The 21,919-nt window shown below is 35.9% G+C and carries 16 protein-coding genes; 4 read left to right on the top strand and 12 right to left on the bottom strand.

From position 1 onward, the window contains the following. Nucleotides 1–157: 157 nt before the first annotated feature. Nucleotides 158–2,005 (top strand): cation:proton antiporter, encoded by a 1,848-nt coding sequence (locus tag C1A40_RS06725; RefSeq protein ID WP_102995226.1) that lies wholly within the window; start codon nucleotides 158–160, stop codon nucleotides 2,003–2,005. A gap of 325 nt (nucleotides 2,006–2,330) precedes the next feature. Here the strand turns inward: C1A40_RS06725 and C1A40_RS06730 are convergent, their stop codons facing one another. The 9 genes from C1A40_RS06730 to C1A40_RS06770 form a co-directional block, all read right to left on the bottom strand. Beyond that, nucleotides 2,331–4,736 carry a glycoside hydrolase family 31 protein gene (locus C1A40_RS06730; RefSeq protein WP_102995227.1) on the bottom strand — a complete coding sequence of 802 codons (2,406 nt, stop codon included), beginning with the start codon at nucleotides 4,734–4,736 and terminating at the stop codon, nucleotides 2,331–2,333. A 210-nt stretch (nucleotides 4,737–4,946) separates the two neighbouring features. Beyond that, nucleotides 4,947–5,912 carry a tRNA dihydrouridine synthase gene (locus C1A40_RS06735; RefSeq protein WP_102995228.1) on the bottom strand — a complete coding sequence of 322 codons (966 nt, stop codon included), beginning with the start codon at nucleotides 5,910–5,912 and terminating at the stop codon, nucleotides 4,947–4,949. 75 nt (nucleotides 5,913–5,987) lie between these two features. Next, a complete protein-coding gene (locus C1A40_RS06740; RefSeq protein ID WP_102995229.1) occupies nucleotides 5,988–6,407 on the bottom strand; it encodes a DUF3995 domain-containing protein in 420 nt (139 codons plus the stop codon). Nucleotides 6,408–6,502: 95 nt separating this feature from the next. Next, nucleotides 6,503–6,871: a DUF2200 domain-containing protein gene (locus C1A40_RS06745; RefSeq protein ID WP_102995230.1), complete on the bottom strand. Its 369-nt coding sequence runs from the start codon at nucleotides 6,869–6,871 to the stop codon at nucleotides 6,503–6,505. A 25-nt stretch (nucleotides 6,872–6,896) separates the two neighbouring features. Next, nucleotides 6,897–7,598 (bottom strand): Dph6-related ATP pyrophosphatase, encoded by a 702-nt coding sequence (locus tag C1A40_RS06750; protein ID WP_102995231.1) that lies wholly within the window; start codon nucleotides 7,596–7,598, stop codon nucleotides 6,897–6,899. A gap of 34 nt (nucleotides 7,599–7,632) precedes the next feature. Continuing rightward, nucleotides 7,633–8,532: a polysaccharide lyase family 7 protein gene (locus tag C1A40_RS06755; RefSeq protein WP_102995232.1), complete on the bottom strand. Its 900-nt coding sequence runs from the start codon at nucleotides 8,530–8,532 to the stop codon at nucleotides 7,633–7,635. Between the two features lie 513 nt (nucleotides 8,533–9,045). Beyond that, the gene (gene glgB, locus C1A40_RS06760; protein ID WP_102995233.1) at nucleotides 9,046–10,953 is read right to left on the bottom strand and encodes a 1,4-alpha-glucan branching protein GlgB; all 1,908 of its coding nucleotides are present in this window, start codon (nucleotides 10,951–10,953) and stop codon (nucleotides 9,046–9,048) included. A gap of 3 nt (nucleotides 10,954–10,956) precedes the next feature. Next, nucleotides 10,957–12,222, bottom strand: coding sequence for a glucose-1-phosphate adenylyltransferase (locus C1A40_RS06765; protein ID WP_102995234.1), 1,266 nt, complete (start codon nucleotides 12,220–12,222; stop codon nucleotides 10,957–10,959). 1 nt (nucleotide 12,223) lies between these two features. Then, nucleotides 12,224–13,639, bottom strand: coding sequence for a glycogen synthase (locus C1A40_RS06770; protein ID WP_102995235.1), 1,416 nt, complete (start codon nucleotides 13,637–13,639; stop codon nucleotides 12,224–12,226). A 386-nt stretch (nucleotides 13,640–14,025) separates the two neighbouring features. Here C1A40_RS06770 and C1A40_RS06775 point away from each other — a divergent pair, with 386 nt between their 5' ends. Further along, a complete protein-coding gene (locus tag C1A40_RS06775) occupies nucleotides 14,026–14,274 on the top strand; it encodes a hypothetical protein (RefSeq protein WP_102995236.1) in 249 nt (82 codons plus the stop codon). Nucleotides 14,275–14,385: 111 nt separating this feature from the next. Here C1A40_RS06775 and lepA read toward each other — a convergent pair whose 3' ends face one another. The 3 genes from lepA to C1A40_RS06790 form a co-directional block, all read right to left on the bottom strand. Continuing rightward, a complete protein-coding gene (gene lepA, locus C1A40_RS06780) occupies nucleotides 14,386–16,182 on the bottom strand; it encodes a translation elongation factor 4 (RefSeq protein WP_102995237.1) in 1,797 nt (598 codons plus the stop codon). Nucleotides 16,183–16,323: 141 nt separating this feature from the next. Then, on the bottom strand, nucleotides 16,324–18,399 hold the full coding sequence (locus tag C1A40_RS06785) for a GEVED domain-containing protein (RefSeq protein WP_102995238.1): 2,076 nt from the start codon (nucleotides 18,397–18,399) through the stop codon (nucleotides 16,324–16,326). A 194-nt stretch (nucleotides 18,400–18,593) separates the two neighbouring features. Continuing rightward, complete coding sequence (locus C1A40_RS06790; protein ID WP_102995239.1) at nucleotides 18,594–19,130, bottom strand: zinc metalloprotease; 537 nt, start codon at nucleotides 19,128–19,130, stop codon at nucleotides 18,594–18,596. A gap of 141 nt (nucleotides 19,131–19,271) precedes the next feature. Between C1A40_RS06790 and dusB the strand changes: the two genes are divergently transcribed. Both dusB and C1A40_RS06800 read left to right on the top strand, forming a co-directional pair. Further along, nucleotides 19,272–20,267 (top strand): tRNA dihydrouridine synthase DusB, encoded by a 996-nt coding sequence (dusB, locus tag C1A40_RS06795; RefSeq protein WP_102995240.1) that lies wholly within the window; start codon nucleotides 19,272–19,274, stop codon nucleotides 20,265–20,267. 412 nt (nucleotides 20,268–20,679) lie between these two features. Further along, on the top strand, nucleotides 20,680–21,867 hold the full coding sequence (locus C1A40_RS06800) for a phosphoglycerate kinase (RefSeq protein WP_102995241.1): 1,188 nt from the start codon (nucleotides 20,680–20,682) through the stop codon (nucleotides 21,865–21,867). Nucleotides 21,868–21,919: the final 52 nt, after the last annotated feature.

The raw sequence follows: 21,919 nt of genomic DNA on the forward strand, positions 1-21,919 counted from the left end.
TTTTTTATTAAATAGACTCTTTTAGCAGATATGCTTTCAAAAGACTTTACTTTCAAGGGTTTCGGTATCTGATGATAATTTGGAAAGTTCGTTGTTTAAAAAACTATAAATCATCTGTTTTATTTAAATTAGTGGTTTTTATATCTATTTTTAAAGTATGTTAGAACTCGCTGGAATTATAATTTTAGGCATATTGGCTCAATGGGTAGCTTGGAAATTCAAAATTCCTGCCATTTTACCTTTAATTCTAATAGGGTTGTTGGTTGGTCCCATTGCTGCAGAGTTTATTACCTCTGATGGTTCCAAATGGATTGAACCTGTTTGGAATGGTAAAAAAGGGTTTTTCCCTGGAGATGGCCTCTATTATTTTGTATCGTTAGCTATTAGTATCATTCTTTTTGAAGGTGGTTTAACACTTAAACGCGCCGAGATAAAAAACGTAGGCCCTGTTATTACAAAGCTTATCACCGTAGGAGCCACTATTACCTTTATAGGCTCTGGTATTTTAGCCCATGAAGTTTTTGGTTTAAGCTGGGAGTTGTCGTTCCTTTTTGCAGGACTTATCATTGTTACGGGTCCCACGGTAATCACACCTATTTTAAGGAATATTCCACTTAAAAAAGATGTGTCTGCTGTTTTAAAATGGGAGGGCATTTTAATTGATCCCATAGGTGCTTTAGTTGCCGTTTTGGTTTTTGAATTTATTAGTGTTGAAGGCCATGTGGGCTTTACTAAAATGGCATTAATTGAATTTGGAAAAATTATTTTATTTGGTACCACCTTCGGATTTACTTTTGCTCATGCACTAGCCTTTGTTATTAATAAAAAACTTATTCCGCATTATTTACTTAATGTAGTATCCCTTTCAACCGTATTATTGGTGTTTGTAGAATCGGAATTATTTGCTCACGAATCGGGGTTATTAGCCGTGGTGGTTATGGGCATGGTTTTAGGAAACGGCAGGCTAAAAAACCTTAAAGAATTGTTGTATTTTAAAGAATCTTTAAGTGTTTTATTGATTTCTATCTTATTTATTTTACTGGCGGCTAATATTAATTATCAGGATTTAATGTTGCTTTACAACTGGAAAACATTAGTATTATTCTTGTCCATTGTTTTTGTAATACGTCCGTTAGCGGTGTTTTTAAGTACGATGAATTCTACCTTAACCATTAACGAACGATTATTTATTAGTTGGGTGGGGCCTCGCGGAATTGTTGCTGCCGGTATTGCCTCGCTTTTTGGTAATAAGCTGATAAAAGAAGGCATTGAAGGTGCCGAATATATTACCCCTTTGGTATTTACTGTTGTACTAGGAACTGTTTTGCTTAACGCGACTACCGCCCGTTTATTCGCAAAATTGGTTGGTGTATTTCTTAAAAAATCTGATGGTATTTTAATCATAGGCGCCTCAAAAGTATCGCGACTTCTAGGACATTATTTATACGAAAACGGTAGGCATGTTGTGCTTGTTGATAGTAATGAAAAAAATATCGAAAAGGCTAAAGAACTCGGTTTGGAAGCGCTAACTTCTAATATTTATTCTGATACCTTAATCGATAATATTGAATTGAATGATGTGGGTTACTTAATGGCTTTGACAGGAAATTCTGATATTAATAAATATGCTATCAGTAAGTTTAGTAATGATTTTGGAGAAAATGGCGCTTTTAGGCTTGTAACCCCATTAGAGATGCTTGATGAGAGTGAAAATCCTAAGGAAGGCCTATTCTCTCATAAAGATGATTATAGTTCCTTATATGCTTTATCTCGCAGACACCCTTCTATAAATGAAATAGAATTAGAGGATAAGGAATATTACCAAAATTTAATTAAGATAACCAATAAAGATAAAGATATGATTCCTTTGTTTATTAAGGATAACGAAGGTGAATTACATATTATATCTTCCTATAATTTAGATGTTGAAACCATTGGAAAAGGCTATCAATTGGTGTATTTAGGTAAGCCTTTTGATGTTGAAAAAGTGTCTACTACATCATAAATGTTTCTGCCGGACTATGTGACTTTTTGAAACTGTAATGCAGATTTTTAATGCGTTAGGAGCAAAACTAAATTTAAGCCTTCAAATAAAAAATTTAACGATTTGTCAATAAGATAAATAATTAATGGCTAGTTCGAGCTTGCTTTACAAAATCTTAATAGATTTTATATGTGGCTTTTAATAGTTAAGATGGGGGCTTAAACTTGCCACTAATCGGAAACAAGACCATTCAACGTATTTAGTTCGTATTGAAACGTCTAAATTTCATTTATAAAAAAACCTCAGCTTATAAAAACTGAGGTTTTTTAAAATTTAATAGTTAGTGTTAAGCACCAATAATATGAAGTTCAGAAAATTCTTTGGTAAGCTTTAAGCTTGTTCCTCCTTTAAAACGAAGTTCTTCAAAAGGAATGATCACATTATCGATTTCTATTTCCTTAATTTCAAAAGGTAGTCCGTGGAAGTGTATTCTAAACGTTTTATAGGTGGTAATGAATTTACCAGACTTATGTTGTTGAATAATAATTTCCTTTTCTTTCCCTTGAAACTTAAAGCTTCTTAAGCTATAACGTCCTTTTATATAATCGTAACCATCTGTAGCATCTTCATAAACCTCTGAAATTTCGTTGCCTACTTTATAATACACATCTAAGGTTAATTCTTCAATTGTTTTTTCGCCTACATATTGTTGTATCGGATATTTCGGGATAATGGCACCTTCTTTTACAAAAATAGGCATACTATCTAAATCGGCATCTACCCAAATTTCTTGTCCGCCACTCACCAATTCATCGGTCCAGAAGTTATACCATTTACCCAGTGGAATATACATGCGTCTTCCCTTCTGGTTCGGACCCGTAACGGGACAGGCTAAAATTTTCTCTCCAAAAATAAACTCATCGTTTCTGTAATGGGTTTGCGGATCCTTTTGATCGTATAATACTAATGATTTTAAGATGGGCACACCTTCTTCGGCGTAGCGCCAAAAAGCGGTGTATAAATAGGGTAGGAGTTGGTATCTCAATTCGATAAATTTCCTAACCACATTGGTAATCGTATCTCCAAAAGCCCAAGGTTCTTGATCGCCATGATCGCCAGAAGAGTGGGTTCTACAAAACGGATGGAATATCCCTAATTGAATCCAACGGGCATAGAGTTCGCCATTAGGCTGCTCGGCAAAACCACCAATATCCGATCCTATGAATGAGAACCCAGACATACACATGCGTTGTGCTTGTAAATTGGCAATGTTAAGGTGATCCCAAGTCGCCACATTATCGCCAGTCCAACTCGAGGTATAACGTTGTGTTCCAGAATACGCCGCTCTCGTAATCACAAAAGGACGCTTCGGATAAGAGAATTTTTTTAAACCTTGGTAAGTCGCGCGTGCCATTTGCATACCGTAAACGTTATGCGCCTTTCTGTGGCTGCATTGGTTACCGTCGTAATCATGGCGTACATCGTTAGGGAAAGTTTTTCCTGGTACATCCATTACAGCAGGTTCGTTCATATCGTTCCAAACGCCTTTTACACCAATCTCTTCAATAAGTTCTTTAAATAAATCGGCCCACCACTCTCTTACTTCTGGGTTTGTGAAATCTGGGAAGTAACACTCTCCAGGCCATACTTTTCCTTTCATATAAGGGCCATCGGCGCGTTTACAGAAGTAATCTTTTTCTAGACCTTCTTTAAATACCGAATAATCCATGTCAATTTTAATGCCTGGGTCGATAATCACTATGGTTTTAAAGCCATCATCGGCCAATTCCTTCACCATGCGTTTTGGATCGGGGAAATGTTGCTCGCTCCAGGTGAAACATCTAAAACCTTCCATATAATCGATGTCTAAATAAATAGCATCACAAGGAATTTTTAACTCTCTAAATTTAGACGTGATTTCCTTAACGTTAGATTCTGGATAATAACTCCATTTACATTGGTGGTATCCTAGTGCCCATAGTGCAGGCATGGCATGAGGCTTACCTGTTAAATCGGTATAATTAACTACCACATCGCCCATGTCTGGACCATAAATGAAATAGTAGTTCATTTCGCCGCCATGTGCCCAAAAACTGGTAATATTTCTACGTTCGTGACAAAAGTCGAAATACGATCTAAAGGTATTATCGAAAAATATACCGTACGATTTTTTGTTGTGTAATGCTGTATAAAATGGAATGGTTTTATAAATAGGATCGGTATCCCGACCGTAAGCATACGAATCGGTTACCCAGTTTTCAAAACGTTTGCCTTTTAAGTTGTTATCTACAGGTTTATCACCTAGTCCGTAGTAACTTTCGCCAGGTTGGGCTGTTTTAGACATTTTAACCACATCACCACCAAATTCGTAACTCTCTTCCCAATGGAAACCTAATTCGTCTTCACAAATTAAAGACTTATCAACGGCATCGTAAATGGATGTTCGTAAATCTTGTTTTGAGATATTACAAATAAGTTTAGAGGTGGTTATGATATAGTGATCATCATCTTCGGTAACTTCAAGGTGGTTGTAGCCACGACTTGCATATTTGGTAATAGCATATGAAAAGTCGTTTTCAAAAATACCTGTGGTTGTAAATCGAAATCTTAAAATACTATCTCTGCGAACAGTAACTTGTAAAATAACGCCGTTTTTCGTGGTAAATGAAAGTACATTTAAGTTCTTTTCGTATTTAACTATTTGAGAAGGGAATAAATTCCCTTTATATTCTAATTCGGTATTTAAAATCATAAATGATGGTATTAGATTTAGTAAACGAATTTAATAAAATTAACTACGGATTCATATCTGTTATCATTAAAAAACAAATAGAAATGTTACGTAATGAGCAAATAATGAGTGTCTTAATTTCTGAATTCTTAAAAGGAAATGAAAATGAAAGAAATTTACTTCATTAGGTGTTTTAAGGACCAACATGGATTACCGAGTCTTCATATAAATTTAAATAGACGACTTAATTTTCATTTCTGAATTTATAATCTGACTTACCGCTTGTTTGTATTTTACAGGATTTGAAGCTTTTTTTATGGCTTTATAGACTTTTTGTGGGTTGGAAGTAGATTGCGCAAAGTATTCCCAAAAACCAAGCATTTTCATTTTTATAGGCGTTGGTCCAGATAAGTAAGCATCGTATGCTTGATAGATGGTATCGTGAAATTCTGAGAAAATAGACCAGCGGTTTTCTGGATATGTAGTGGTATTCTTTTTAATCATACTCGGAAGAAAGGGATCGGCTATTAACCCACGGCCTATCATAAAATGATCGATTTGTGGAAAACGATTGGCGATTTTTTTATATGAAGACACGCTAGTGATGTCTCCGTTATAATAGAGTTTGTGTTTGGTGCCAGCGATACACTTTTCAAAACTATCTAGATCTACAGCGCCTTTATAAAGCTGTTTTCCAATTCTGGCATGAATGGCTACATTTTTAAGGGGATATTGATCTAAAATAGGGAAGCTTTCTAAAATTTCATTTGCGTTTTCATAACCCATGCGCATTTTCATGGATACTAAAATACCCGTTTCCTGATGCGCTTTTTGAAGCACTTCATTAATTCTTTGCGGATTACAAATTAATCCAGAACCCATTCCAGATTTGGTTACCATGGGGTATGGGCAACCTAAATTCCAGTTAAGTTCATTGTAGCCCAGACTTTGAACATATTTAGCAACATACACAAACTCGTCGGGATCGTTTGTTATTACTTGCGGAATTACTTCTAATGTACTGTTGTTTTCGGGTAATAAATCATTTTGATAGGACTGCTTTATTTTTAGCTTACCGTTAAGACGAATATACGGTGCATAAAAAGTATCGATACCACCAAAATAATGGTTAAAGGCATTACGAAACCTGAAATCGGTAAACCCCTGTAAAGGTGATGAAAGTAGCGTGGAAGTCATGTTTTTGCAAAATGAGACAAAGATATGATAAATGATTCATGCTTTTTTGTTCTGCCTCAGTTTTCCGGAAACACTTTAAATATAAAGTTGTACAAGGAAGCCCATAATGGCTATTACTAGGCATAATGGGGAAAATAATTTGGTATCCATTTTTCCGAAGGCCGTGTGTTTTATACGTTTAAAAAAGCCAACATATTTAAACTCTCCAATAGCTCTAAGAAGGAAAATACTAGGAATAAGCCACCCACCTACCGATATCACCCAATGAGGAAGCGTAAAAGTTATGAGTCCAGATTGTAAAATATAAAAAAGACTAAAAAAGGACAAGTCTAGACCTACTATGACCGTTTCTAGAGGTTTTGGGTTTAACACCCGTTTACCTTCCAAATTGGTAGGTAAAGATGCATTTAACCCAAAGGTTCCACCAAAAATCCAGTTAAAATGAATGAGTGCTAAGATTAGGAAAATAGCGCTTAGAAATAGAGGGATAATCATGTTTTTATTTTTTTCGTTGCTTTAAAACGACTTCGTTTAAACATGAATTAAAATAAGAATTTTACGACATATAAACACGTAATAGTTCGTATGTTTTATTTTTCAGAGCGTAAAATTTTTTCCATTTTTCGACCTTTGGCTAATTCATCTACCAATTTATCTAAGTACCTCACTTGCTGTGTTAATGGTGTTGTGATGTCTTCAATGCGGTACCCACAGATGACACCTTTAATAAGGTGGGCGTTTTGGTTTAATGTTGCTTGTTTAAAAAACTGCTCAAGAGTGACGTTTTCTTCAATGAGTGCTTCAATTTTTTTAGGTGTGAAACCTGTTAACCACTGCATAACCTGATGGAGTTCGTCCAGCGTTCTGCCTTTCTTTTCTATTTTGGTTAGGTAGTGCGGGTATACCGAGGCAAAAAACATTTTAGCTATACGCTGGTCATGTTCTGGAGTTGTAATCATAACTGCAGTGTTTTATGCCAATAGGTTAAACGCTAATTTCAGCTTGCCAATAATTGAAAGTTTTGGTTTCTCCGTTGGCTAAATTAATATCATGTGATATTTTAATTGTTTCTCCTAATTTAAAAAGAATGGGCTGTTTAAACAAATCGCCATCATAAGCTAATGAATGAAATTCACCTTTTTCACCACAGGGATCGACGTTTTGGGGTAAATTCAATATTAATTTTTCGGTTAATTCTTGGCCTACAAAACTTTTATCTAATTGATCGGCTTGAGTAACCACAATTTTTGATTTTATTCCCGACTGTAAATATTCCGAAATCACTTCGGTTGAGGTTTTATGCCAAAGGGGTTCTATAATTTCAATTCCTAAAGGATTAAATAATTGCTCTCTTATATTTTTAGCATCCGATATTTCTAGGTCACCAAATATAAAATGAGTGACACCAAGGGTTTTGAAATGCTGTGCTATTTCGGTCATTTTTTCGCTGTAGTTATTCAAATTTCTAGCAAATGAAACGGTATGCAGCGGAATGCCAATACTTTTAGCTTGTCGTGATAAAATTTCTAAAGGAATACTATGTACGGCTGATTTTAAAGTGTCTTCATTCAGTAATGTTAATAAAGCAACGATTTCAAATTCTTGATTTTTAAGTACTTTCTGAAGGGCTAAGGCAGAATCTTTTCCGCCACTCCAATTAAAAACCGCTTTTTTTTTATGAGTCATGTTGCTTTTTGTTGTCTATTTCCTTCTGAATGTATTATTCATGTTTGGTTACCACTTCATGAAGTACTACTTGAGCTGCTTTTTCATAATCGTCATGCCATCCAAAATAGTTCCCAGTTTTAAAGTAATTTTCATGGATATAGCCATTACCAACATAGTCATAAATTTCTTGGTAATCGATATTTAAGTCTTTCGCATCACAAACTAACGCACAGTACATTTTACCGTTTTCAATTTTAATTTTGAATGTGAATTTCTCGTTATCTACACGGCCGAAATCCAATTTAGCATCATATTTACTAGTCCATGGATCGTCGTTTTCAGGTTTTGTGTAGTAATCAATTTGAATCATACCATTGTTCCATCTAATTTTTACGGTTGCAGGGTCGCCAGGAATACCTTCTGAAGATTTCCCATGAATTTGAGCCACAATAGTTCTACCATTACCTTCAACAAAATCAACATGCATGGTAGATTCTAAAATATGGATTCCGGTAGCCATCGACCAATTGTCTTTGGTGTCTTGGTTTCCGCGCCAGTATTCGCGAAGCTCGGTACGGCAGTATTTTCCTCCTAAAGGCGAAAGTCCGGATGTTGTAAAGCCTGTGAATTTAGTATACAACGTGTAGCTGCCATCATCATTCTTATAAAAATACTGCGATTCACTGGATGTTAAGTCGTTATTAATAATCGCATCCGGCTGAATGGAAGTGGCGCTACCATCTCCACGGTTTATAGGCACCGAGAGGTACCAGTTTTTCCATGCAATATTTGTAGGTTCTTCTACCGGAGGATCAACTTCTTCAGGTGTGGCTTCTTCTTCTTTTTCTTCAGTAACTGTAGAATCAGTGTCGTTATTGGCGCTACAAGACATCATAAAAACAACGGTTAATAATATGCTGAATGTGTGTTTTAAAAATGCTTTTGTCTTCATAAATTAAAATGCTTTTTTGTGGTATGCTAACTTTCTATTTGGGTAGCTTTAAAAGTTAGTTGTAGATTCTTTTTTTTGTGTCGTCTGCCTTCAATTCAAAATTAGCTTTTTTGGCGTCCAGTTTTGATTTCAGAGAATGGTCTTCTTTCGTCACTGGTTCCGTTTTTACAATAATTTCTTGGTTTTCTGTAGTTGTTTTTTTGTTGTTTTTCCGTCGCAAGCTACCAATAATCCCCCAGTAGTAGCGCCGAAACCATGTTAGTTTTCATAAGTTAATTTTTATTGGAATAAAGAACTTGAAAACCGTAAGAATCCAGATATAATGAAATGTTAATTTTAGAAGCCTAGACGTTAAATTCCAGTTGAAGTATACACTTTTCATAGGATTCTAGAGGAATCTTATGAAAAGTGATATGTTTATTTAGTAAGAAAACGAGCCTTTCGTTTTGAATTTCCTTAGTATTATTGGCTCATCTTAAAAATAAAGAAGAGGCTAAATTCTAAATCGAAAATCTATCCAATTTTAAAAACTACTATCCCTAATGGTGGTAGGATGATATCAGCAGAAAAAGCTTTACCATTCCATGCTGTTTTTTTAATACTAATTGATTTATTGTTTTTTACGCCACTACCGCCAAAGGACTCGTCATCGCTATTAAAAATTTCAGATAACCTACCTTTTTGGTTAACACCAATTTTGTAATTCTCCATAAGGTTTGGTGTCATATTACAAACCACGACCACTTGATCTTTTTCTTTATAACCCTTTCTAATATATGAGATTACCGAATTCTCGTGGTCATCGTAACTAATCCATTCAAAACCTTCATGACTAAAACCATTTTCGTATAAAGCAGGTGTGGTTTTGTAAAGTTTGTTTAAAGCTTTAACATAGTTTTGAGTGTTTTGGTGTGGGTTAAAATCCAACAAGTTCCATTCCACGCTTCCTTGGAAATTCCATTCGTTGTATTGTCCAATCTCGCCACCCATAAATAAAAGTTTGGTTCCTGGATGGGTAAACATATAGCCGTATAATAAACGCAAGTTGGCAAAACGTTGCCATTCGTCTCCTGGCATTCTACCTAGTATGGAGTTTTTACCATAAACGACCTCATCATGAGATAGTGGTAGCATAAAATTTTCGGTAAAGGCATAAGCCAAACTGAAAGTAATGTCGTTTTGATGGTATTTTCTATAAATAGGATCTTTTTGGAAATATTCTAGGGTGTCGTGCATCCAACCCATCATCCATTTCATACCAAAACCTAAACCGCCTATAGAGGTCGGTTTAGAAACCATAGGGAATGCTGTAGATTCTTCGGCTATGGTTTGCACATCGGGGAAGGAAGCATATATTTCTTCGTTTAATTCCTTTAAAAAACTGATTACTGCAAGGTTTTCTCTTCCACCGTACATATTGGGTTCCCATTGGCCATCTTCTCTAGAATAATCTAAAAATAGCATAGAGGCCACAGCATCAACACGTAAGCCATCGGCGTGGTATTGGTCTAACCAAAATACAGCGTTACTAATTAAAAAGGAACGGACTTCATTGCGTTCGTAATTAAAAATCAAACTTTTCCAATCTTGGTGATAGCCTTTTTTAGGATCGGGGTGTTCGTATAAATTAGAGCCATCAAAAAAGCCTAGTCCATGCGGGTCTTCAGGAAAGTGGGATGGTACCCAGTCTAGAATAATACCGATGTCGTTTTGGTGCAGTTTATCGACAAGGTATTTAAACTCTTCGGGATAGCCAAAACGCGAAGTAGGAGCAAAGTAACCTGTTATTTGGTAGCCCCACGATGGGTCGTAGGGAAACTCCATGATTGGCATGAGTTCCACGTGCGTGAAATTCATGTCTTTAACGTAGTTTACTAAATCGTCTGCAAGTTCATAATAAGATAGCGATCTGTCCTCTTCGATATTTTTTTTCCACGAGCCTAGATGGACTTCATATACTGAAAAAGGTGCATCAATAGCATTGTGTTTTTTACGGTTTTTCAGCCAGGTTTTATCCTTCCATTTATAGGTGTCTTCCCAAACAACTGAAGCGGTTTTTGGCGGATGCTCACAGCGTCTAGCATAGGGATCGGCTTTTTCGGTAACGATACCGTTATTATGACTTTCAATTTTGTATTTATATAAGTTGCCTTTACCAACAAAAGGGATGAAGCCCTCCCAAATACCGCTAGAATCCCAACGCACATTAAGCTCATGTTCGTTTGCTTTCCAGTAATTAAAATCGCCAATTACCGAAACCTTTTTAGCGCTTGGTGCCCAAACGGCAAAATAAGTGCCTTCTATACCATCGACAGTCACTATATGTGAGCCAAATTTTTCGTATAATCTATAATGTTTCCCTGTTTTGAAGAGGTTAATATCGAAGTCTGTAAACAGACTGTAAACTGTCGTTTGTGCCATATATTATATTACAAATCCATGAGGAATCGTTGCGCCAATTTTGATTACTACAATGCCATCTTTAATCACATAAGTATCGGTTTCTGTATCTTCTAGATGTGATCCACCATTTATTCTTACATCATCCCCAATACGGCAGTTTTTGTCGAGAATCGCATTTTTTATAAAACAGCGATCGCCTATACCCATTAAAATTTCTATTTTGTTTTCTTCAATTTCTTGAAGGGTTTCATAATAATCGCTACCCATCATATAGGTTTTTATAATGGTGGTTTCGGTTCCTATTCTGGAACGTATTCCAATAACAGAGCGTTCAATTTTTGCAGCTCCAATAATACAGCCTTCTGCCAATACGGCCTTATCTAAGGTTGTTCCTGCAACTTTGGTTGTTGGAAGCATTCTGGCGTGGGTGTATATACGTTTGGTTTTATCGTATAAATCGAATTTTGGAATATCGTCTGTTAATCCAAGATTGGCTTCAAAAAACGAATCTATGTTTCCAATATCTGTCCAATACCCTTCATATTGGTAGCTTAAGGTTTTATGTTTTTCAATAGATTGAGGAATAATTTCTTTACCGAAATCTATGGTCGATTCGTCGGCCATGAGTTTTACTAATAAATCTCTATTAAAAATGTAAATTCCCATCGACGCCAAGTAGTGTCGGCCTTGTTGTTTCATTTCCTCACTTACATCCGATGTCCATTCGGGTAATAAACTAGGGTCTGGTTTTTCAATAAATGAGGTAATAATACTATCTTCATTAGATTTAAGGATACCAAAACCTGGAGCATCTTTATCATCAACAGGTATGGTTGCAATCGAGATTTCTGCCCCACTTTTTTCATGAGCTGCAATCATTTCAGCATAATCCATTTGATAGAGTTGATCGCCAGATAGAATTAAAGCATATTCAAAATCGTGTCTTAAAAAGTGGTGCATGCTTTGTCTTACGGCATCGGCAGTACCTTGAAACCAGCCTTTATTGGTTGGGGTTTGCTCTGCGGCTAATACATCTACAAAAGCACTACTAAAAAAACTAAAATGATAGGTGTCTTTAATATGACGGTTAAGTGAAGCCGAATTAAATTGGGTTAATACGAACATACGTTTAATATCGGCATTTATACAGTTAGAAATGGGGATATCTACCAATCTGTATTTCCCAGCTATCGGTACTGCGGGTTTCGATCTTTGATGTGTTAAGGGATATAATCTAGAACCTTGTCCACCACCTAGGATAATGGATAAAACCTTGTTGTTAATCATATTAATTTAGTTTTATTAGAGAATTATATAAGTTTATGTAATCACGAGCTGAAACATCCCAAGAGTGGTCTATTTCCATGATTTTAGTTTGTATGGTTTTGTATTCTTTTTGGTTTTTATATAGAATCAATGCTCTTTCTATTGCTGTAATAATATCAGGAACACTGGTGTTGTTGTGACAAATCCCAAAGCCACCTTCCGCACTAATGTCGGTAACGGTATCTTTTAGTCCGCCAATACGTCGTACTATGGGAATGGTGCCATAACGTAAGGCATACATTTGATTTAGGCCACAAGGCTCGACTCTAGAAGGCATAAGTAAAAAATCGGCTCCAGCATAAAAGATGTGCGATAATCGTTCGTCGTATCCAATATGGGCATTAAAACGACCTTCAAACGGTGGTTTTAAAGCTTCAAGCTGATTTTGAGTTTCAGGATCTCCCGAGCCTAAAAGCAAAATGGATATGTCATAATGTTCTAAAGCCTGTTTAAAAACTTCTGGAAATAGATCGGACCCCTTTTCATAAACCAAGCGCCCAATAAAGGCAAAAAGTGGTTTTTTAGGGTTTAGATTAAAACGTTCACAGAGGTACTTTTTATTGGCTTTAGCACCAGTAGTTACGGTTTTAACACTATAGTTTTTTATAAGGAATGTATCGGTTTCGGGATTCCATTCGTGGTTATCAATACCATTTAAAATTCCAACACATTTTTCATGTTCGCTACTTAATAAGTGCTCTAAACCGTTTGCTTGTTGTTTGAGCTCTTCCATATAGCTTGGTGAAACCGTAGTTACTCCCCAAGCACATTTTATAGCGGCTGCCAAAGGGTTAATGTTGCCCCCCCAATCTAACAAACCAACATGGTCGAAATTAAAAGGAGGAATTAAATTCACTTTGTTATGTGAAAACCAACCTTGGTATTGGGCATTATGTATGGTTAATAGATTAGGTGTTTTTCTAAATGATTGATACTTATAACTTTCTTGCAGCATAAAAGGAATTAGTCCTGTATGGTGGTCATGACAATGAATAATGTCTGGATAAGTATCCCATGTAAGTAACCAATCTAAAGTTGCGATTTGAAAAGCCAAAAAGCGTTCGGTATCCGATGAAGCATACACATAGTCTTTAAACAAAAGCTCAGGGATATCGATAAAAAACACATCAAAATCTAGTGGTTTTTCGTCTAAAACTAAAATGTTTACAGGGTAGGTGGTGTCTCCTAATGCTACGCTAGAATTATATACGGGTGCAAAAGAATTTTCTCTTGTGAAGGCATTGTCGTAAAAAGGCATAACAACCTGAGATCTTATGTTAGATCCGTTTTGGTATTTAGGTAATGCACCAACAACATCTGCCAAACCTCCAACTTTAGCTATAGGATAACATTCGGCACTTATATGAATAATAGTCATTTATGAATAATTATCATGGGTATTTGGGTTCGCTTATAAACTTACAAAAATATTCATGTATAAAATGAGCTATTTTCAAATTTGTGATAAAAATTGCATTATTAGAAGAATATAAATGTTACACTAATAAAATGTAGTAAAATCCGTATGAATTTTTGAGATATTTCGCTTTTAGTATTTTTCTAAAATAATCTCGATCGCTATTTTTATTATGACGCGTTCTTGGAGATTGTAATAATCTGTTTAACAGTTTTTTTGTTGTCTTACAAAAGTTTAACGTAATTTTATTCCTACTTGTTAAAGTTTTGTGCTTACATGTTAAAATGTATTTTCTTTCAAAAATATCATAATACATTCGATATTCATTAATCAAAAAACGAATATTTATGAAAACAATTATTCTTGTTGGTACCGTAATCTCATCAATTACTGTATTGGCTTGCTCGTCTGATGAGGGCGAAAAAACTCGAGGAAGTTGTACTTCTTGTGACGCCTATGAATTTCAAGGTGAAACGATGCCCGCTTTAATGGTTTGCAAAAGTAAAAGCGGTAACACTATTGTAGAGGGTGTTGAAGTAATGGTAGATTATGATGCTTATGTTGATTCTTTAGAAAAAGTGACTAGCTGTAATTAGGGGTTTAACTTTTTGTTGAAGAAAAAACATTTAAATTAAAAAACCATTTATCAAGTTAGTTTAGACTAAAATGATAAATGGTTTTTATTGAATTCCTGCGAAGGCAGGAATTTAGTCGTTCAATTTAAGAACAGCCATAAATGCTTGTTGTGGAATTTCAACATTACCAACTTGGCGCATACGTTTTTTACCTTTTTTCTGCTTTTCAAGTAATTTACGTTTACGCGAAATATCGCCACCGTAACATTTAGCTGTTACATCTTTTCGTAAGGCTTTTATGGTTTCACGAGAAATAATTTTAGCACCAATAGCAGCTTGTATAGGAATATCAAATTGCTGACGCGGAATTAATTCTCTTAATTTTTCACACATTTTTCGTCCGATGGTTTGTGCATTATCGGCGTGAATTAATGCTGAAAGCGCATCAACAGGTTGGGCGTTTAATAAGATGTCTAAACGCACTAATTTTGAAACTTTCATACCAATTGGTGAATAGTCGAATGACGCGTAGCCTTTAGATACCGTTTTGAGTCTATCGTAAAAATCGAATACAATTTCTGCAAGAGGCATTTCAAAAATTAATTCAACACGCTCTGGTGTTAAATAGGTCTGATTTATAATGTTACCACGTTTTTCAATACAAAGCGACATCACATTACCTACAAAATCGGCTTTGGTAATTATGGTTGCTTTAATATAAGGTTCTTCTACTCGGTTAACGGTTGAAGGATCTGGTAAATCGGAAGGGTTGTTTACTACAAAAGCTTCATCTGGATTTTTGTTTGTAAACGCGTGGTAAGATACGTTGGGAACCGTAGTGATTACCGTCATATCAAACTCACGTTCTAAACGTTCTTGAATAATTTCCATGTGTAGCATGCCTAAGAAACCACAACGGAAACCAAAACCTAAAGCCGCCGAACTTTCTGGAGCAAATACTAACGACGCATCGTTTAACTGCAGTTTTTCCATAGAGTTACGAAGCTCTTCGTAATCTTCGGTATCAACAGGGTAAATTCCAGCGAAAACCATTGGTTTTACATCCTCGAAACCTTCAACAATATTGGTAGTTGGTTTGGCGAAATCGGTAATGGTATCACCAACTTTTACTTCTTTAGCTGTTTTAATACCTGTAATTAGATAACCAACATCACCCGCTTTTACACTTTGTTTGGCTACTTGAGTTAGTTTTAAAGTACCAACTTCATCGGCAAAATATTCTTTGTTGGTAGCAACGAATTTAATTTTTTGTCCTTTTTTAATTTCACCATTAAAAACTCTGAAATAGGTTTCAATACCTCTAAACGTATTGTAAACCGAGTCGAAAATTAAGGCCTGTAGAGGCGCATTAGGGTCACCTTTTGGCGCCGGAATACGTTCTATAATGGCAGCTAAAATATCGTCAACTCCAAAACCTGTTTTACCACTAGCATGTATCACTTCTTCTGGATCGCAGCCTAATAAATCTACGATATCATCGGTTACTTCTTCTGGGTTTGCACTGGGTAAATCAACTTTATTAAGTACTGGAATAATTTCCAAATCATTTTCTAAAGCTAAATACAGATTAGAAATGGTTTGTGCTTGTATGCTTTGAGCGGCATCTACAATAAGTAAAGCGCCTTCACAGGCAGCAATAGATCGAGAAACTTCATAAGAGAAATCGACGTGACCCGGTGTATCAATTAGGTTCAAAACGTATTTTTCACCTTGATATTCATAATCCATTTGGATGGCATGCGACTTAATGGTAATACCACGCTCGCGTTCCAAGTCCATATTGTCTAACAATTGGTCTTGTTTTTCTCTGGCGGTTACCGAACCTGTATGATCTAATAATCGATCGGCTAAGGTGCTCTTACCGTGATCTATATGTGCAATAATGCAAAAATTTCTAATGTGCTTCATAAAAGAATCTAATACTTAGATTTAATTTGCAAATATAGACGTTTTATCGGTTTATATCTATTGTTTTTAACAGCTTAGTCAGGAAGTCTGTTTAAGCCTTTTTCAGAATAAATAGAATCCTTCTAAAAAAGGCCTAGGAATTTAATTTATAATTACCTTTTTTACGATGTTTTGGCCTTCCGCATTTAATAATAAGATGTTGAAACCTTTGCTTAAATTTTCAATAATATATTCGTTTTGGGTATTTAATTTTAGATTTTTAATCTCTTTAATTAAAGCGCCTCTTAAATCTAGAATTTTTATTGAATTTAATGCTTTGGTCGTTTTTATATGAATTTTTCCCTTGGTGGAGGGATTCGGATAGATTTTAACCGATTGAGCCATGATATCTTCAACCTCAAGCGCACCTGTGGTGGTACCCCAAACCAGTTTGGGATCGGAGTTTTGTGAGCCCGTGGCAATAATTTGAAAGTAATATTTCGTATTTATTGTTAATCCAGATGCTTTATAACTTCTTATTGAAGCTCCAAGACTTGTTAACGGTGCAAAGGTTGTGCCGTCGGTTGAACTGTTTATTTGAAATCCTGTCGGACTAGCTCCAGAAGGAATATCCCAACTTAAATCTAATGAAGTGTCGGTGGCATTGTTGGCCATTGCATTAATAACAGGCGATTCTTTTCCTCCAGAAATAATAACTTTATAATCTTCGGTTTCGCCAAAATTAGCATCGGCACAAGCATCGGTTATTGGATTAAAATACGATCTAAATCTTATTCTGGTTTCACCATTCGTAGCATCGGCTGGGATGGTGATTTGAATGGATGCCGAACTTTGGTTTGCGACGGTATAGTTAAAAGTGCCGTCTTGATTGCTGTCTAAAAAAACAGCGAAATACCCTTGTGGTCCATAACCCGTATTTTCTCTATTTATGGTATAAGTGCTGCCAGGCGTTAAATTCATGGTTTTTGTGCTATAATAGTCTGAATATCCTGCAGAGGTAATTCCGCAATTGCCACTGCTATCGTTTTCAAAACCAATAGCCGGGATGCTTAATTTAGTGATGCCGTAGTTGTTTTCACATCCTAGTGTGCTCATGGGAGGGCAGTAGTTGGTGCTGGTGTTTGGTGTATTAATTGAAACTACGTTACTATAAGTTGTGCCAGCTTCCTTTTTTACACGATATTCTACCTGTGTATTTGGAGGTACAGTTGTGTCGTTATAGTTTTTTACAGTGCCATCGGTAGTACTTGCAATTTTTGTAAAAGTAACACCATCTGTGCTGCGTTCAATATCAAATTTACTTGTATTTGCAGGGTCTGTCCATGTTAATTCAACTTGACTTGTCGTGCTATTATAAGTATCAGCCAGTGCAGGAGGTTGTTCCTTAACAAGTTTAACCACGTAATCTTCAGTTTCACTAAAGTTATAATAAAAGGTTGGACTTGCGGTCGAACTTTGATAAGTACTCCTTACTCTTAACCTCGTAAACCCTTCGGTAGCATTGGTACTAACTGTAAAAGATGTGTTAACCGTAAATTTTAATTGGTTGTCGGGGTTTTGAAATTTTAATTCACCGGGGTCGTCAAAGTCTCCATCGCCATTTTCATCTAAATAAATAAGAAAAAAAGCGTTGCCTCCCGACCCAGAAGTATTTGTCATAATTTTTAAGGTCGCGTTATAGGTGCCTCCAGTAAAAAATTCGGGAGTAGTTGGATATGTTGTTATAGAAAATGTGTTGTTAGTGTTCGATGTATTGTTAATCGAAGTATTTGCCACAGTAAACTCACCAATGCCAGGTAAAAAGTCTAAATCTCTGTTTACCACTAATGGTTTTTCAGGATGATTTGCGGCCGGCGTATAATCTAAAATGGTAGAATACGTTTTACTGTTTAGGTGTCTTGCTCTTAATTTATAGTTTGTGCTTGCTAAAACATTAGAAAGAATAATTTTGTTTTCTGAAGCTAAAGTTCCAAGCATCACATTCCAGGATGTTCCGCCATCAGAAGAATATTCAATTAAAGTCCCTGTTTGGTTGGCGCCGTTGGTCCATGAAAGTTCATCGTAACCATCCATGTTAGTAATTTTCATGGCTGTAGGCGTATTGGTTGTTTGGCCATTTCCTATATATCCTGTATGCCACTGCTCGAAACCAGCAACCATGGCGCTATATTGGCCAGGAGTGAACTCAAAACCACAAAACCCGCCGTAGTAAGACATAATGTTTGTTACGGGTGGATTATACAATTGGTTATTAGGGTCTTTGGTATTACTTGCGTTTACACAATCGGTAATAGTTATATGGTCTGCTCCAGGGTCTGCAGCCGTATCGCAAATTTTATCTCCCGCCGTGCTACAGTTACTTCCATCAACAAGCTCGACACCTGCACTGGTATCAAAAGTGTGAGCTAAGGTTAAAAATGCCCAAATTCATGAGGCACGGTGGCTTCTGTAATATCATAGAGTTCTACGCCAGAAACCCCACCAAAACCAGAATTACCAGGAAAATTTGCCCATCCATCATTTATCCAAACATTAACTGTATTTGCTGTTTTGTTGGCTAAAAGTGCCGTGTGGTTGGCGTCTCCACGGTTAGGTTTTAACCAGGCACTATTATCTAAATAGGTGAAATTTTCAATATAAAATTGGATGCCTATTTGGCTTAAAATACGATTGGTTTCTATAATCGATTTGTAAAACGGATCAATAGATTTGTTTTCAGAAAAACTGCCATCCGTATTTCTAACAAAATAAACAGACAAAGGAATGCTTTGAATATTACTCGGACTTGGGTTTACAGCTGCACTTTTAAGTTGTGCAGATTTAGAATGTATTTTAAAAAATTCTTTTTTTTGATTTTCTGTAAATGCCGCATCGACACCACATTTATTTTGTGAGAAACCGTAAATTGATAAAAAAAGGAGGGAGAAGAGGAGTAGTAATTTTTTCATAATGAGCGGATTAATGTATTGTAAGATAATAAATCTAGAATGAATTTCAATATCCTAAGATTAGATTTTTAGCAATTTCATGCATACTAAACACCTCATATTTAACTAAAAAGACGTATTTTTGCGCCCAATTATTTCAATTTGGTAAAAATAGACAACATAGAACTTCCAGATTTTCCATTGCTTTTAGCACCTATGGAAGATGTTAGCGACCCACCTTTTCGAGCTTTGTGTAAAGAACAGGGGGCCGATTTGGTATATACCGAATTTGTTTCTAGCGAAGGCTTAATTCGTAATGCGGCTAAAAGCGTTATGAAGCTAGATATTTATGAGAAAGAGCGCCCTGTGGGGATCCAGATTTTCGGAGCTAATTTGGATAGCATGTTACAAACCATAGATATTGTAGCCGAATCTAAACCCGATATCATAGATATTAATTTTGGTTGTCCCGTAAAAAAAGTAGTAAGTAAAGGTGCGGGTGCAGGTATTTTAAAAGATGTGTGTCTTATGGAGCAACTTACCGCCGAAATGGTAAAACGCACCAATATTCCTATTACCGTAAAAACCCGCTTAGGTTGGGATCATGACTCGATAAGAATTGTGGAGGTTGCCGAGCGTTTACAGGATGTAGGCTGTAAAGCTATTTCCATTCATGGGCGCACGCGAGCCCAGATGTATAAAGGTGAAGCCGATTGGAAACCTATTAGGGAGGTGAAAAACAACCCACGAATGCATATTCCAGTTTTTGGAAATGGTGATGTGGATTCTCCAGAAAAAGCGATGCTTATGCGCGATGAATTTGGTTTAGATGGTTGTATGATTGGGCGTGCTAGTATTGGAAATCCATGGTTTTTCAAGCAAGTGAAACACTTTTTTGAAACCGGCGAGCATTTAGCCCCAATTTCTTTAGAAGCACGTGTGGAAGCTGCACGCCGACATTTACAAATGGCTATCGATTGGAAAGGAGAAACTTTAGGTGTTTTTGAAACTCGAAGACATTATACCAATTATTTTAAAGGTATTCCGCATTTTAAAGATTATCGAATGAAAATGGTAACTTCAGACCATTCCGAAGATGTTTTTGCTGCCTTCGATGAGGTTTTAGGGAAGTTTGCAGGGTACCAGTTTACAGAGTAAGGTGTTTGCTTTAGGCTTTATGCAATAGTCCATAGTCCATAGTCAATAGTCAATAGTCAATAGTCAATAGTCAATAGTCAATAGTCAATAGTCAATAGTCAATAGTCAATAGTCAATAGTCAATAGTCAATAGTCAATAGTCCAAACAATAAAGATAACAAAATTTTTACTTCTACTATTTAATTTTTTACTTCTAACTTAAAATGGCCTTCGACACGCTCCGGCTGACATGTCTTAGCTATACGCTATAGGCTGTACGCATAAGGCATATAGCATTCAGCTTAAAGCATTATTTCTGCAAAGATGTTAAATTCTTAAAAATTCAAACGTTTTCGTGAAAAAACTCATTTTTTAACACTCTTTAATTAGTTACATTTGTAGGACAAATTTTTAAAAGTTAATATAAAGAGCTATGAAAACGTTAAACGATTTTGATTTCAAAAATAAAAAAGCCTTAATTCGAGTAGATTTTAATGTGCCATTAAATGAGCAATTTGAGGTTACAGATGCCACTAGAATTGTATCTGCAAAACCAACCATAATCAAAATTTTAGAAGATGGAGGGAGTTGTATTTTAATGTCGCACTTAGGGCGTCCAAAAGGATTTCAGGATGAGTTTTCATTAAAACATATTGTTGGAAAGGTTGAGGAAGTTTTAGGTGTAGAATTAAAGTTTATTGCCGATTGTATTGGTGATGAGGCTGAAGCAGCAGCTAATAGCCTAGAACCAGGTCAAGTTTTATTATTAGAGAACTTACGTTTTTATAAAGAAGAAACTGCAGGAGATAAGGCTTTCGCCGAAAAATTATCAAAATTAGGTGATATTTATGTGAATGATGCCTTTGGTACAGCACATAGAGCGCATGCTTCAACAACCATTGTCGCACAGTTTTTTGAAGGTAAAAAATGTTTCGGAAGCTTATTAGCACAAGAAATTGAAAGTATTCAAAAAGTTATGCAAACTGGAGAAAAACCAGTGTTAGCGATTCTTGGTGGTGCTAAAGTGTCTTCTAAAATTACCATTATCGAAAATATTTTAGACAAAGTAGATCACCTTATCATTGGTGGGGGAATGGCCTTTACTTTTGTTAAAGCTCAAGGCGGAAAAATAGGAAACTCTATTTGTGAAGATGATAAAATGCCTTTGGCTTTGGAGATTTTAGAACAAGCTAAAGCTAAAAACGTACAAGTTCATATTCCTGTTGATACTGTAGCAGCCGATGCTTTTAGTAATGATGCTAATAAACAAATTGTTGATATTTATGCCATTCCTGATGGTTGGGAAGGTGTAGATGCCGGACCAAAATCTATCGCAGCTTTTGATAAAGTAGTTCAGGAGTCTAAAACCATTTTATGGAACGGTCCGTTAGGGGTTTTCGAAATGGAATCTTTTGCAAATGGTACTATAGAGTTAGGAAATTCGATTGCAGAAGCGACTAAAAACGGAGCTTTTTCACTTGTAGGTGGAGGCGATTCGGTAGCTGCTGTAAAGCAATTCGGATTTGAAGATAAAGTAAGTTATGTAAGTACAGGTGGTGGAGCCATGCTTGAGAGTTTAGAGGGTAAAACCTTACCAGGAATTGCTGCCATTTTAGAATAAATAGCGCTTAAGTTTTTAGTTTAGCGTAAAATACACGAATTTTGCCATATTA

This window comes from Tamlana carrageenivorans (assembly GCF_002893765.1).
Lineage (GTDB): Bacteria > Bacteroidota > Bacteroidia > Flavobacteriales > Flavobacteriaceae > Pseudotamlana > Pseudotamlana carrageenivorans.